General features: G+C 52.9%; 16 protein-coding genes. 11 read left to right on the top strand and 5 right to left on the bottom strand.

Annotation, left to right across the window (positions count from 1 at the left end):
• Window positions 1-109: 109 nt before the first annotated feature.
• A complete protein-coding gene (gene dut / locus ET34_RS0114590; protein WP_031523255.1) occupies window positions 110-568 on the bottom strand; it encodes a dUTP diphosphatase in 459 nt (152 codons plus the stop codon).
• Window positions 546-1,757 carry a bifunctional phosphopantothenoylcysteine decarboxylase/phosphopantothenate--cysteine ligase CoaBC gene (gene coaBC, locus ET34_RS0114595; protein ID WP_031523256.1) on the bottom strand — a complete coding sequence of 404 codons (1,212 nt, stop codon included), beginning with the start codon at window positions 1,755-1,757 and terminating at the stop codon, window positions 546-548. The genes dut and coaBC overlap by 23 nt, the downstream gene beginning before the upstream one ends.
• A gap of 172 nt (window positions 1,758-1,929) precedes the next feature.
• Between coaBC and radC the strand changes: the two genes are divergently transcribed.
• The 4 genes from radC to mutM all read left to right on the top strand — a co-directional run bounded on the left by radC (window position 1,930) and on the right by mutM (window position 4,150).
• On the top strand, window positions 1,930-2,604 hold the full coding sequence (gene radC / locus ET34_RS0114600; RefSeq protein WP_031523258.1) for a RadC family protein: 675 nt from the start codon (window positions 1,930-1,932) through the stop codon (window positions 2,602-2,604).
• A gap of 218 nt (window positions 2,605-2,822) precedes the next feature.
• On the top strand, window positions 2,823-3,059 hold the full coding sequence (rpmB, locus tag ET34_RS0114605; protein WP_031523259.1) for a 50S ribosomal protein L28: 237 nt from the start codon (window positions 2,823-2,825) through the stop codon (window positions 3,057-3,059).
• Window positions 3,060-3,070: 11 nt separating this feature from the next.
• Window positions 3,071-3,238, top strand: a complete 168-nt coding sequence (gene rpmG / locus ET34_RS0114610; protein ID WP_001051798.1) for a 50S ribosomal protein L33 — start codon at window positions 3,071-3,073, stop codon at window positions 3,236-3,238.
• 102 nt (window positions 3,239-3,340) lie between these two features.
• Window positions 3,341-4,150 (top strand): bifunctional DNA-formamidopyrimidine glycosylase/DNA-(apurinic or apyrimidinic site) lyase, encoded by an 810-nt coding sequence (gene mutM, locus ET34_RS0114615; RefSeq protein WP_031523261.1) that lies wholly within the window; start codon window positions 3,341-3,343, stop codon window positions 4,148-4,150.
• On the opposite strand, the gene coaD is transcribed toward mutM, so the two are convergent.
• Window positions 4,151-4,630: a pantetheine-phosphate adenylyltransferase gene (gene coaD, locus ET34_RS0114620; RefSeq protein ID WP_031523263.1), complete on the bottom strand. Its 480-nt coding sequence runs from the start codon at window positions 4,628-4,630 to the stop codon at window positions 4,151-4,153.
• An 8-nt stretch (window positions 4,631-4,638) separates the two neighbouring features.
• Window positions 4,639-5,922 (bottom strand): lipid IV(A) 3-deoxy-D-manno-octulosonic acid transferase, encoded by a 1,284-nt coding sequence (waaA, locus tag ET34_RS0114625; protein ID WP_031523265.1) that lies wholly within the window; start codon window positions 5,920-5,922, stop codon window positions 4,639-4,641.
• Window positions 5,923-6,312: 390 nt separating this feature from the next.
• On the opposite strand from waaA, the gene rfaQ reads away from it, so the two are divergent.
• From rfaQ to waaZ, 7 genes are read left to right on the top strand one after another with little or no spacing between them, the layout of a single operon-like run.
• Window positions 6,313-7,389: a lipopolysaccharide core heptosyltransferase RfaQ gene (gene rfaQ, locus ET34_RS0114630; RefSeq protein ID WP_031523266.1), complete on the top strand. Its 1,077-nt coding sequence runs from the start codon at window positions 6,313-6,315 to the stop codon at window positions 7,387-7,389.
• Window positions 7,386-8,504 carry a glycosyltransferase family 4 protein gene (locus tag ET34_RS0114635; protein ID WP_031523268.1) on the top strand — a complete coding sequence of 373 codons (1,119 nt, stop codon included), beginning with the start codon at window positions 7,386-7,388 and terminating at the stop codon, window positions 8,502-8,504. Before rfaQ ends, ET34_RS0114635 begins: the two co-directional genes overlap by 4 nt.
• Window positions 8,497-9,294, top strand: coding sequence for a lipopolysaccharide core heptose(I) kinase RfaP (rfaP, locus tag ET34_RS0114640; protein WP_031523270.1), 798 nt, complete (start codon window positions 8,497-8,499; stop codon window positions 9,292-9,294). Before ET34_RS0114635 ends, rfaP begins: the two co-directional genes overlap by 8 nt.
• A 14-nt stretch (window positions 9,295-9,308) precedes the next feature.
• Window positions 9,309-10,400, top strand: a complete 1,092-nt coding sequence (waaB, locus tag ET34_RS0114645; protein WP_031523272.1) for a lipopolysaccharide 1,6-galactosyltransferase — start codon at window positions 9,309-9,311, stop codon at window positions 10,398-10,400.
• Window positions 10,397-11,410, top strand: a complete 1,014-nt coding sequence (waaO, locus tag ET34_RS0114650; RefSeq protein ID WP_031523274.1) for a lipopolysaccharide 3-alpha-galactosyltransferase — start codon at window positions 10,397-10,399, stop codon at window positions 11,408-11,410. Before waaB ends, waaO begins: the two co-directional genes overlap by 4 nt.
• Window positions 11,411-11,438: 28 nt before the next feature.
• Complete coding sequence (gene rfaY / locus ET34_RS0114655) at window positions 11,439-12,143, top strand: lipopolysaccharide core heptose(II) kinase RfaY (RefSeq protein WP_031523276.1); 705 nt, start codon at window positions 11,439-11,441, stop codon at window positions 12,141-12,143.
• Between the two features lie 24 nt (window positions 12,144-12,167).
• Entirely contained in the window at window positions 12,168-12,968 is an 801-nt protein-coding gene (waaZ, locus tag ET34_RS0114660) for a 3-deoxy-D-manno-oct-2-ulosonate III transferase WaaZ (RefSeq protein ID WP_031523278.1), read from the top strand.
• A gap of 37 nt (window positions 12,969-13,005) precedes the next feature.
• On the opposite strand, the gene rfaL is transcribed toward waaZ, so the two are convergent.
• A complete protein-coding gene (gene rfaL, locus ET34_RS0114665; RefSeq protein WP_031523279.1) occupies window positions 13,006-14,217 on the bottom strand; it encodes an O-antigen ligase RfaL in 1,212 nt (403 codons plus the stop codon).
• Window positions 14,218-14,240 lie beyond the last annotated feature (23 nt).

Below are 14,240 nucleotides of genomic sequence, written 5' to 3' on the forward strand. Positions count from 1 at the left end.
TACCCCTGAAAATAAATACCTGTCAGGCTCGCACCACGTCACGGCCGCAAACCTAAGTTTGCGGCTATGTTATCGCGTAAATTATTCAGGTGATGCGATAAAAAAGGCGTTATTTACGCCCGGAATGCCCAAATCCGCCTTCGCCGCGATCGGTGGCGTCGAAGTCTTCTACCAGATTAAACTCAGCCTGCACGACCGGAACAAACACCATCTGTGCGATGCGCTCGCCCGGCTCAATCGTGAAGCTTTCCTGCCCGCGGTTCCAGACAGAGACCATCAGTTGCCCCTGATAGTCAGAGTCGATCAGGCCCACCAGGTTACCCAGTACGATGCCGTGCTTATGACCCAGGCCAGAGCGCGGCAGAATAACCGCCGCCAGTGAAGGATCGGCGATGTGGATTGCCAGACCCGTCGGCAGCAGGGTGGTTGCGCCCGGCGCGAGCTCCACTGCCGCATCAAGGCAGGCACGCAGGTCAAGACCAGCAGAACCAGAGGTGGCGTAGGTCGGCAACGGGAATTGCTGGCCTACGCGCGGGTCCAGAATCTTAACGTCGATTTTTTTCATCATAACGGGTAACGATCTCATCCAGTAATAAATGGCCAAGGAGTGCTTTCTGCTCGCGCGGTAAGACTTTATCTCCATCCTGCCAGAAAAGGTGCAACGCATTGCTGTCGCTGTTAAAACCCAACCCTGCCTGCGAGACATCGTTCGCGCAGATCAGATCGAGGTTTTTACGCACGCGTTTTTGCCGGGCGTATTCTTCCACATTATTTGTTTCGGCGGCAAACCCCACGACATAAGGGCGGTGCTCAGTAAGCGAGCCAACACCGGCGACGATATCGGGATTTTTGACCATCGTCAGGGTGATCTCATCGCCCTGCTTTTTAATTTTTTCGTTAGCGACAGTCGCGGCGCGGTAATCGGCCACAGCCGCACAGCCGATAAAAATATGCTGCTGCGCTACGCGAGCCTGTACCGCGGCTTCCATCTCCAGGGCTGTGGTCACATCCACGCGCTGAACCCCGGCGGGCGTTGCCAGGCTCACCGGCCCGGATACCAGCGTCACCGTCGCGCCGCGCGCTGCAGCTGCGGCTGCGATAGCGAAGCCCATCTTGCCGGAACTGTCATTGGTGATATAGCGCACCGGGTCGAGTCGTTCGCGGGTCGGGCCGGCGGTAATCATGATGTTCAGATGTTGCAGATCGTTTACAGCGGCAAAGTGCTTCGCGGCCAGATCAACGATGGCCAGAGGATCCAGCATGCGGCCAGGGCCGACATCCCCGCAGGCCTGGCTACCGCTGTCTGGCCCCCAAAGCAGCACGCCGCGAGATGCCAGCACCTCAAGGTTGTGTTGTGTCGCCGCAGCGCGATACATCTGCTGATTCATCGCCGGGGCTACGGCAATAGGCGCGGGTGTCGCCAGGCAGATCGTGGTGACAAGATCGTTTGCCATACCGGCCGCAACCCGGGCTATCAGGTCAGCCGTGGCGGGAGCGATGATCACCAGGTCAGCCCATTTTCCGAGTTCGATATGCCCCATTGCCGCTTCCGCCGCAGGGTCGAGCAGGCTGTCTGAAACCGGGTAACCCGAGACGGCCTGAAGGCTCAGCGGCGTAATGAAGGCTTTGGCTGCATCGGTCATCGCAACGCGCACCTCTGCGCCCCGCTCGCGCAGGCGGCGCACCAGCTCCGGCGCTTTATACGCTGCAATACCGCCGCTGACACCGAGAACGATTTTTTTACCCATTAACCCCATCATGATTGCTTCCCGTTGGATTTACCGCAGGGGGAACTTTACCACATTCAGGAGAAGGCGCGACGTGGCGGGCGTAACCACTTTGCGAGGCGCTACGCAGGAACCGCATGTCATTAGCGTGGTTCGTCAGCGGGTATGGCATTATCGCATCGGGTCAGTCCAGGGAGGCAAAATGAACAGAAAAACATTTCCGAGAGGCGGGCCGCGAGAGAAGTTACTGAAGCATGGCGTAAGCGAATTAACCGATGAAGAACTTCTGGCGCTTTTTCTCCGTATCGGCAGGCCAGGCATTCCGGTAATGCGGCTGGCATGCGATTTACTTAACCATTTTGGCTCGCTTTACTGGTTGCTGTCGGCGGATTACCGGCAGTTTGCGTCTGTCAGCGGTATTGGCGTCGCGACATATGCCCAGTTCAAAGCGATTGCCGAGCTGGCCCGCCGCTACAGCCACGCCGGCATGGCGCTTGAGGATGCGTCGCTGCTCGATACCAGTGCCACAAAAGCATTTCTACAAAGCCAGCTGGGTTGCGAGGAAAGGGAGGTATTTATGGTCATTTTTCTCGATAATCAGAACCATATGATTAAGGCGCAAAGAATGTTTTCCGGCACGCTACGCCATGTGGAAGTGCATCCACGCGAGATCGTCCGTGAGGCGATTAAAATAAACGCAGCGGCAGTTATCCTTTCTCATAACCATCCTTCAGGGCGGGCTGAACCGAGCGCTGCAGACAAAATGATTACCGAACGCGTAGTAAAAACGTGTAATATCATGGACATTCGCGTGCATGACCATATAGTTGTTGGCCGCGGCGAATGCGTTTCGTTTGCCGAGCGTGGGTGGATTTAGCACAGAACGCGCGATCCTGTGGGATCTTTATCTGTTCGGGACTTGAGCGTCGGGCCCCGGCAGCGTATACTACGCCACCTTTGAGAATCTCGGGTTTGGCATTTGGGCCTGGCAAAGCGGATTCACATTGAGAACCCGCCAGGGACCAGGCTTGTAGCCTGACGAGGCGCCAATACCCTATACGAAGCTCGAGCTAATTTGATTTTTGGAGAATAGACATGTCCCGAGTCTGCCAAGTTACTGGCAAGCGTCCGGTGACCGGTAATAACCGTTCCCACGCACTGAACGCGACTAAACGCCGTTTCCTGCCGAACCTGCACTCTCACCGTTTCTGGGTTGAGAGCGAAAAGCGTTTTGTTACTCTTCGTGTATCTGCTAAAGGTATGCGTATTATTGATAAAAAAGGCATTGATGTTGTTCTTTCTGAACTGCGTGCCCGTGGCGAGAAGTACTAAGGAGCTAAATCATGGCTAAAGGTATTCGCGAGAAAATCAAGCTGGTTTCTTCTGCTGGTACTGGTCACTTCTATACCACTACGAAGAACAAACGTACTAAGCCGGAAAAACTGGAACTGAAAAAGTTCGATCCAGTTGTTCGTCAGCACGTTATTTACAAAGAAGCTAAAATTAAATAATTTTAGATTCCTTGTACAAAAACCCCGCACTCGCGGGGTTTTTTGTTTTCTGCCAGCCCCCATATCATTCTCAGTCTGAAATAGTCCAACGCGAGAACATCTATGCCTGAATTACCTGAGGTGGAGACCAGTCGTCGCGGTATTGAGCCGCACCTGGTTGGCGAAACCATTCTTCACGCTGTGGTACGCAACGGCCGCCTGCGCTGGCCGGTATCTGATGAAATTCATGCCCTGAGCGATAAGCCGGTACTCAGCGTGCAACGGCGCGCCAAATATCTTCTGCTGGAGCTGCCGGACGGCTGGATTATTATCCACCTTGGCATGTCGGGCAGCCTGCGCGTGCTGCCGGAAGAGATGCCGGCGCAGAAGCACGACCATGTGGATTTGGTGATGAGTAACGGCAAAGTGCTGCGCTATACCGATCCACGCCGCTTTGGCGCCTGGCTCTGGACCCGTGAGCTGGAAGGTCATAATGTCCTGGCGCACCTGGGGCCGGAGCCGCTGAGCGAAGCGTTTACCGGCGACTACCTGCACCAGAAAAATGCGAAAAAGAAAACGGCGATTAAACCCTGGCTGATGGATAACAAGCTGGTGGTTGGGGTGGGGAATATCTATGCCAGCGAATCGCTGTTTGCGGCCGGTATCCATCCTGACCGGCTGGCCTCATCGCTGTCTGCGGCGGAGTGTGAACTGCTGGTACAGGCGATCAAAGCGGTACTGATCCGCTCCATCGAGCAGGGCGGCACTACGCTGCGCGATTTTCTCCAGAGCGATGGGAAGCCGGGTTATTTCGCCCAGCAGCTGCAGGTGTATGGACGGGAAGGGGAGCCGTGCCGGGTGTGTGCGACGCCGGTAGTGGCAAGTAAACACGGGCAGCGCAGCACCTACTATTGCCGCCGCTGCCAGCGCTGATTACTGGAGCTTTTCCAGCAGCGCCTGGTGAACCTGTGCCGGAAGAAAATGCGCGACATCGCCCTGATGACGCGCGACTTCTTTTACCAGGCTCGATGAAATAAACGACCACTCTTTCGACGGCATCAGGAATACGCTTTCCAGCTCCGGCATTAAATGGCGGTTCATGTGCGCGAGCTGCATTTCATATTCGAAATCCGCTACCGCCCGCAGACCGCGGATAAGAATGCTGGCGTTTTGAGTACGGGCAAAGTTTGCCATCAGATCGCTGAAGCCGACCACCTCGACCTGAGGCAGATGCGCAGTGGCGGCCTGCGACAGCGCAACGCGTTCTTCCAGGCTGAACATCGGCTTTTTACTCGGGCTGGCGGCAATCGCCATGATCACCGTATCAAACATTTCCGCTGCGCGGGTGATGATATCCAGATGTCCGTTGGTGATGGGATCAAAGGTTCCCGGGTAGATGGCGCGTCTGTGCATGGCGTACCTCAGTGCGTCTTCGGTGGAAGATAAGGCTCAAGCAACTGGAGCAGACGCTGCAGCGCGCCCTGATTCTGATATAGCACCTCGACGGCGTGGCGACCATGATAGTTGCGATAATCTTCGTCGTTGAGCAGCGATGCCACCGCTTTCACCAGCGAGGCTTCGTCCGTTACCGTAATCAGCCCGTTAGCTTCATCGAGGCGCGCACAAATATCTTTGAAGTTAAACGTGTGCGGACCCATCAGCACGGGAATAGCGTGTGCAGCCGGTTCAAGCGGATTATGACCGCCGCGTTCGACCAGCGAGCCGCCGACAAACGCCAGATCGGCAATGCCGTACAGCAGCATCAGTTCGCCCATCGTATCGCCAACCACCACCTGCGTACTGCCAGACGGCACTTCACCGGATGAGCGGGTGGTATAGCTGAGCCCGGCATCGCGCACCAGATTAATGGCATCCGGGAAACGTTCCGGATGACGCGGCACCAGAATCAGCAGCAGTTCAGGAAATTCTTTCAGCAGCGCCTGATGCGCAGCCACCACAATACTCTCTTCACCTTCGTGGGTGCTGGTTGCAATCCACACCGGGCGGTGCGGTGCCCACTGGCGACGCAGCGTTAACGCTTTGGATGCCAGCTGCGGCGTCACGGAAATATCAAACTTCAGACTGCCGGTGACCGTAAGCTGTGCGCGTTGTGCGCCGAGAACGATGAAACGCTCCCCGTCCTCTTCATTCTGCGCGGCAATCAGCGTGATACGGCGCAGCAGCGTACGCACAAATTTGCCTAATTTGGCGTAACCTGCGGCGGAACGCGCGGAAAGACGTGCATTGGCAATAACCAGGGGGATACGACGCTGATGCAGGGCGGCAACAAGGTTGGGCCACAGCTCGGTTTCCATAATCAACACCAGTTTCGGATCGATTTTATCGAGGAAACGAGCCAGCGCATCAGGCAGATCGTAGGGCAGATAAACGTGCTGAACATCGCTGCCGAAAGCTGACATCACGCGTTCTGACCCGGTTGGCGTCATGGTGGTCACGGTAATCGGCAATGAAGGGTAGCGATGACGCAGGGCGCGTACCAGCGGGATGGCAGCGAGCGTCTCGCCCACCGACACAGAGTGCAGCATTATCCCGCCCGCTTTAAGTTTCAGCGATGCCGGATAGTATCCGTAACGTTCGCCCCAGCGTTTGCGGTATGCCGGTGCTTTACGACCACGCACCCAGAGCCGTATCCAGATAACAGGCTGAATGAGATAGAGCAGTGCGGTGTAAAGCGATTGCAGCATGGGCATAGAGACTGGTTATGAATGTGAAAGGATTCTATGTATTTAGCAGGGGCTTTACCATTACTTTTACCTGACTTGAAGGGCGCAGGGTCAGGTATATGATGTAACCTGTTGTATTTAAACGTTATCTATTGATTTTTATAGGTAATTTTTAGAAATTCAACCCACAGTAGATTTTGTCTGCAGACAGAGCTTAAGAACAGTAAAAATAAACCGTAGCTAAACGCATGATAGATCGGCATTTTTGCATAAGCGCCGAAAAGCATTCAATTCGGATTGTCGGGCAACTGATGGTACAATCGTAGACAATATTTATTAAGGTGCCAGCGCGCCTGCTGCCACCGCCACGCCTGTTTCCGTGCACCGGATATGAACAACCAAGAGCTGATTGTGAATAAGCAATTTAAACGAATTCTCGTCATCAAAATGCGCTTTCATGGGGATATGTTGCTGACCACGCCGGTGATCAGCACGCTTAAACAGCGCTACCCCGATGCGAAGGTAGATGTGTTGTTGTATCAGGATACGATGCCCATTCTTTCTGAAAACCCGGAGATCAATGCGCTCCACGGGATCAAGAATCGCGGCACCGGAACGCGGGCGAAAATCGCCAATTTTGTGCATCTGCTGAAGACGTTACGGGCCAGCCATTACGATCTGGTCGTTAACCTGACTGACCAGTGGATTGTCGCGCTGCTGGTGCGAGGCCTGCAGGCTGAAACTAAAATCACGCAGGATTTTGCCCAACGTCAGTCGCGCTTCTGGAAAAACAGCTTCACCCATCTGGCACCCTATACGGGCGATCATGTGGTCGAGCGTAACCTGTCAGTGCTGCGTCCGCTGGGCATTAACGACTTTTACACTGACACCACCATGAGCTATCGCCCCGAGCATTGGGAAACCATGCGTGCCCGGCTGGATGCGCTAGAGGTGGGTGAACACTACGTAGTGATCCAGCCGACGGCTCGCCAGCTGTTTAAGTGCTGGGACGATGACAAATTTGCTCAGGTGATTGATGCCCTGCACGCGCGGGGTTATGAAGTGGTGCTGACTTCCGGTCCCGGCGCAGACGACTTAGCCTGCGTGAATAACATTGCTCGTCAGTGTCAGACCGCGCCCGTGACGGAACTTGCAGGGAAAACCAGCTTCCCGCAGCTCGCTGCGCTTATCGATCGTGCCGCGCTGTTTATCGGTGTCGATTCAGCGCCAATGCACATTGCCGCCGCGGTGAAAACGCCGATTATTTGTCTGTTCGGCGCCACTGACCATGTGTTCTGGCGGCCCTGGAGCGATAATGCCATCCAGTTCTGGGCCGGGAATTATCAGGCGATGCCGAAACGCGCTGAGCTCGACCGTAATAAAAAGTATCTGTCCGTCATTCCGGCCGCCGACGTGATCCAGGCAACCGAAACGCTGTTACCCGATACGTTTGCGCCGATCGGTTCTGCACAGAGCAACGCATCATGATTATTGCCTTTTGCCTGTTTAAATACTTCCCCTTCGGCGGCTTGCAGCGCGACTTTATGCGCGTGGCGCGCACCATCGCGGCACGCGGGCACCAGGTGCGGGTCTATGCCCAGTCCTGGGAGGGCGAATGCCCGGCCGAGTTTGAGCTGATCCTGCTGCCGGTGAAGTCCCGCACCAACCACGGACGCAACGCCGAGTATTACGCACAGGTGCAGGCGCACCTGAAATCGCATCCGGTCGCGCGCGTGGTGGGCTTCAACAAAATGCCCGGCCTCGACGTCTACTATGCTGCCGACGTCTGCTATGCCGAAAAAGTGGCGAAAGAGAAGGGCTTCTTTTATCGCCTGACATCACGCTACAAACATTTTGCTGCCTTTGAACGCGCCACCTTCGAGAAAGAGGCGAAAACGCAACTTCTGATGCTGACCGACCGGCAGATTGCTGATTTCCAGAAGCATTATCATACCGAGCCGGAGCGCTTTCATATTTTGCCGCCGGGCATTTACCCGGACCGCAAATACGATCAGCAGATCCCCGACAGCCGCCGCATCTATCGCGAGAAAAATGGCATTGCCCAGGACGCCTTTTTTATTCTGCAGGTCGGCTCGGACTTCAGCCGTAAAGGCGTTGACCGCACGATTGAAGCGATGGCAGCGCTGCCGGTTGAGCAGCGGAACCGTAGCGTGCTGCTGGTTGTTGGGCAGGACAAACCGGGCCGCTTCGCCGCGCTGGCGGAAAAGCGCGGCATCGGTAAACAGGTGCAGTTTTTTAAAGGTCGCAACGACGTCGCCGAGTTAATGGCTGCGGCAGACGTGCTGATGCATCCGGCATATCAGGAAGCCGCCGGCATTGTGCTGCTGGAGGCATTAACCGCTGGTTTGCCGGTGATTACTACGGACGTCTGCGGTTACGCGCCGCACATTGCCCGGTCAGGCGCAGGCGTGGTCATTCCTGAGCCGTACAATCAGCGAACGCTCAACGCGACGCTGGCTGGCTGCCACTCAGCGCAGCTCAAGGAATGGGGCACGCTGGCACGTCACTATGCTGACCGCGAAGATCTCTACAGCCTGCCGGAAAAGGCAGCCGATATTATTTTAGGTGGCACCCATGGTTGAACTGAAAGAGCCACTCGCCACGCGCTGGCGTGGAAAAGACGCGTTTGCGGAAGTGGAAAAACTGCACGGCGACGTGTTTCGCGCGCTGGAGACCCGCCGCACGCTGCGTTTTGAAGTGGATGGCAAAGGCTATTTCCTGAAGCTGCACTACGGCACCACGCTGAAAGAAGTGGTGAAAAACCTGCTGTCGCTGCGTATGCCGGTGCTGGGTGCCGATCGCGAGTGGAATGCCATTCACCGACTGAAAGCGCTGGGCGTGGATACCATGACCGGTATCGGCTTCGGTGAGAAAGGCTGGAACCCGATTCGCCGTACGTCATTTATCATCACCGAAGATTTGGCCCCGACCATCAGCCTGGAAGATTACTGCGCCGACTGGGCAATAACGCCTCCGGAACCGGCGCTTAAACGCATGATCATTCGCCGCGTGGCGACCATGGTGCGTGAGATGCACCGCGGCGGCGTAAATCATCGCGACTGCTACCTCTGCCACTTCCTGCTGCACCTGCCGTTCGAGAGTGACGAGTCAATGCTGAAAATTTCTGTGATTGACCTGCACCGTGCACAGATCCGTCAGCATGTACCGCAGCGCTGGCGCGATAAAGACTTGATTGGGCTGTACTTCTCCTCACTGAATATCGGCCTGACGCAGCGCGATATCTACCGCTTCCTGCGGATCTATTTTCAGCAGCCGCTGCGCACCATTCTGGCGCAGGAAGGGACGTTCTTTGCTAAAGCGGAAGCCAAAGCGGAACGTATTCGCGAGCGCACCGTGCGTCGTAAGTTGTGAAGCGAGAGTCGAGGATGAAGAAAATAGCGTTTGTCGGCGAGGCGGTGTCTGGTTTTGGCGGCATGGAGACGGTAATCGGAAACGTCATTCAGGCGTTTCGGGCAGATACGCCGTCGGTAATGAGCAAGATGTTCTTTTTCTGCCGCAAAGACCAGATGGATAAAGGCTGGCTGAACGGCATCGATGCGGCCTACTCCTTTTCCAGTAATAAGCTCGGCTTTTTGCGTCGGGCTAAACATATCCGCGCTTTCGCTCGCTGGCTGCAGCAGGAACAGCCGGATGTGGTTATCTGTATTGATCTCATCTCTTGCCTGCTGGCGAACCGCGCGCGCATTAAAAGCGGGCTGACGTTCCCCATTTTTGCCTGGCCGCACTTCTCGCTTGATCATAAGAAGCATGCTGAATATGTCACCTGGGCCGATTATCACCTGGCGATCAGCAGCGGCATCAAGCAGCAGATGATGGCCCGCGGCGTACCGGAATCCCGTATCAACGTCATTTTTAATCCGGTCGCCCCCAAAGACACCATCATCCCAATGCCGGCCCCGGGTGACGTGCCGACGTTCCTGTATGTGGGGCGCATGAAGTTTGAAGGGCAGAAGCGGATTAAAGATCTGCTTGATGGTCTGGCCGCGCTGGAAGGGCCGTGGAAATTACACGTCATTGGTGACGGCTCCGATTTTGCACAGTGCCAGCGCTACGGCCGCGAGAAAGGAATCGATGAGCGCATAACCTGGCATGGCTGGCAGGCAGATCCGTGGGCACTGGTGCGCAATGAGATCAAAACGGTATCGGCGCTGCTGCTAACGTCATCATTCGAAGGGTTTCCAATGACGCTGCTGGAGGCGATGTCCTGGGGCATTTACTGTATCAGCTCGGATTGTATGTCTGGCCCGGCAGATATGATTAGTGACAGCCAAAACGGCCGTCTCTATCCGCCAGGCGATGTCACGGCATTGACCGCTGTGCTGCAGCAGTTTATTAGCGCCCCGCCTGAGGTAAATCCGGTCGCGATCCAGCAATCCATTCATCGCTTTTATACTGACGTCTACTTTGACAAGGTAAAAGCTATCCTGCATCACGCCACCGAGAAGAGTGTTCAATGAGCCAGCAATATTTCAATGACAGCGATGTGATTAAGTCGGTAATGGATTTTAACTATACCGGCGATTGCACGGCTGAACCTTTTATCATTGCTTACGGCATCGATAAAAACTTTCTCTATGGTTGCGGGATATCCATTGCCTCTATCCTGCTGACAAACCCCGGCGTGCCGCTTGAGTTTCACGTTTTCACTGATTTTTTCAGCGATGAAGATCGCAGCCGCTTCGAGGCGTTAGCAAAACAGTACGGCACGCGCATTGTGGTCAGCATGATTGACTGCGAGAAGCTTAAATCGCTGCCAAGCACCCGAAACTGGACCTACGCGACCTATTTCCGTTTCATTATTGCTGACCACTTTGCGGGTAAAACCCAAAAAGTGCTTTATCTTGACGCGGACATTGCCTGCCAGGGCAGCATTCAGGAGTTGGTTGATCTGCGTTTTACCGACGAGGAAATTGCCGCGGTGGTCGTAGAAGGGAATACCAACTGGTGGCAAAAACGCGCCGTCAGCCTTGATACGCCTGGACTGAAAAACGGCTATTTCAATGCCGGTTTTTTGCTGATGAATATCGAGAAATGGGCCGAAGAAGGTATTTCCGTTAAGGCTATCAACATGTTACGTGACCCGGCCGTGGTGAGTAAAATTACCCACCTCGATCAGGACGTGCTGAATATGCTACTGGTAGGGAAAGCCCGCTACCTGGATAAAAAATTCAATACGCAGTTCAGCATCAACTATGAACTGAAAGAGCAGGTGGTTAATCCGGTTGATGATTCCACGGTATTCATACATTACATCGGGCCAACTAAACCCTGGCACGTCTGGGCAACTTATCCGGTTTCCCACGCGTTTTTAAACGCGAAGCAGCACTCGCCGTGGCAGCGCGATGCACTGCTCAGCCCGGCAAATGCTAATCAGTGGCGCTATGCTGCTAAACATTACTTTAAACAGAAAAAATATCTCGCTGGTGTGTCCGGCTATCTCAACTATTTCATGCATAAAGTGAAATAGGCCGGGGGCATCAGCCGCAGGGCAATTCATGATTTATAAAACTAAAACCAAAGATTTTGTCGTCTACGTCAAAGATAACGATGCCTTTTTCAAAGGCATCTTTAATGACTTTTTGCACTATCGCCTCAATATCCTCAAGGTGTTCAGAAGCATCGAAGACACTAAAGTCGTGCTGATAGATACCCCACGCGGTAAGTACGTTCTGAAGGTATTCGCGCCAAAAGATAAAAAATTTGAGCGCGTGGCCAAGTCGTTCGTTAAGGGTGATTACTACTACACGCTGTTAAAACAAACCGACCGCGTGATTAGTGAAGGGCTGCGTTTCCCGAACGATTTCTATCTACTGGCCGAGCGTAAAATTTTTAACTATGCCAGTTTGTTCGTGATGATTATCGAGTACGTCGAAGGGGTTGAGTTAGGCGATCTGGATGAGCTTAATGACGACGTGCGTGCTGAAATTGCGGATAAAATGCAGCAGTTGCATCAGCATAATATGATTTCCGGCGACCCCCACAAGGGCAATTTTATTCTGTCTGCCGACGGGATCCGCATTATCGATCTTTCCGGTAAAACCCCGAACGCCAATCGTAAGGCAAAAGACCGCATCGATATGGAGCGTCATCTGGGCATTGAGAATGAACTCAAAGACCTCGGTTACTATTCCGTGGTGTATAAAAAGCGCATGCGCCTGAAGATCAAGCGCATCAAGCAGCGCCTGAAGCTCAGCAAATAATCGTAACCAGGGTAATGAATGAGTATGGCAGAGAACACTATTTATATTACTGAGGCGGAGATCGGGACGCTCATCGGGCAAAAAACGTCCCCCGATGCCATCATTTTTCTTTCCGGACCAACATCATTAAAAACGCCGCTGTCGGTGCTCAAAGCGAATGATGTCATCACTGTAAATGGCTCTGCCCGCTACTTGCTGGATAACGGGGTTGCCCCCTTTATTTACGTGCTTACCGACTCACGCTTCCTGATCCAGCGTCGCGATGACTTTTACGAATTTTCAAAAAGCAGTCGCTTTACTATCGTCAACCGCGATGTCTACGAAGATGCTTCTGAAGAAGATAAACGCTATCTGGAGCAGCACTGCTTTATTATTCGGTCGTTATACAAGCGTGAAAAGGGCGGCGTATTTAAAAAGCTGAGTCTGCACTGGCAGGCGTCACGTAATCCACATATTCATGTACGCGTACCGCTTTCTAAACGCAAGCGGCTGGTGGGCTTTAGTACTCGTATTAGCGATGGGTACTGCTCCTGCCATACTATTGCGTTTACCGCGCTGCAAATTGCCTATTCACTGCATTATGAGCGTATAGTTTTCTCCGGGCTCGATCTTACCGGGGCCTGCACGCGCTTTTATGATGAAAGTAATAACCCGATGCCTTCGGAGCTGAGTAAAGATTTAAGGAAGATTCTGCCGTTTTTCGCGTTTGCGCAGGAAGTGGTGGGAGATTTAAACGTATATAACTTGTCGGATGATACGGCAGTGGATTACCGTATCATTCCGCACATAACACCGGATGTGTTATCAGGTTATATTCCTGCCTGAAGAAAGCTGCGGTTGCGTTAATGCAACCGCACGCTTATCAAAGCTGTTTTTGCTTCGCTCGCAGCGCCAGCGCAAAACCCAGTAATACACCAAGGTTGGATATATTTACTGTTTCAAAAGCGCCCCTGACAAAGAAGTCCCCTGCAAGTATCAATCCAAGCGTCAGCCAGGCCGCTTTTATTACGTCATCAGTACGTTTATATCCGCTGACGCACGCTTTCCCCACAGAAATCAATAAATACCAAAGTGCAGCCAGGCCGAAAATCCCACCGGCGAACCATGCTGCAAGCGTGAGATTATGCGGACCAATTGAAACCCTTGCAATCCACTGAGGGTAATCATCAACTCTGTCGTTATAAACGCGATAGAAAATTTCATCGCCGTAGCCATATCCTTTAATCGGATTTTCTTTAATTAAATCTAAAGCAGACCCCTGCGTTCCATTGCCATACCGATTGCTACTGTCAGTCTGCTGTAGTTTCGAGAAGAACTTAGTGAAATGCTCCGGGGATTTTTGATGACCTACAGCAACAAACAGAGAGAAAATAACCACAGCTAAAAGTGGGAGTTTCCACTCGCGGTTAATTATTGCCCATAAACAAGAGGTTAACGCAATAGCCAGCCATGTTCCTCTTTGCATGGTCCCAATGATTATCAAACCAAGTATTAACGCGAGTGCAGTAAAGACCAGTTTGTGTTTACTTTTCCATAAAAAAAGCAGCGCGGGCATCATGAATATAACGGCATCAGACTTATATTTATGATTGAATGTTGTTAAAGGCAGATGACCATTTTTATACTCCTCCAGATATTGCCATGCATCTGCAACCGCAAGAGGTAATATTGCAACGATTAGTGCATAAATGAAGGTGCGCGCTATATCTTTTGCCGACTCTTTATGCAATACAACGGCTATGGAAAGCGCAATCGCAATAACCTTTTCAAAAACCGCGTTACCAGCTTTGCCTATAGAGTAGTGAACATCGAAAGAAATGACTATTCCATACACTACAGATGCAACAAAGATGAGAGTAGCTAATGTGATATTATTTTTTAACGTTACAAAAAACTCAGCTTTATATTTATACAGATAGACAATCGCAGTTATAAACAGCAATGCCGATACAATATGCTTATAACGCGTCACGCCGTCTAAAAAATACAAAATAATATAAAGGCTAACTAATCCCCGGTTCCACAATGACTGCCAGTTCTGCTCCCGCTGCTGGCTCAATTGATCTAAAACCATTCTTTCTCCAAACGACTTCAAGT

This window comes from Siccibacter colletis, from assembly GCF_000696575.1.
In the GTDB taxonomy this organism is placed as follows: domain Bacteria; phylum Pseudomonadota; class Gammaproteobacteria; order Enterobacterales; family Enterobacteriaceae; genus Siccibacter; species Siccibacter colletis.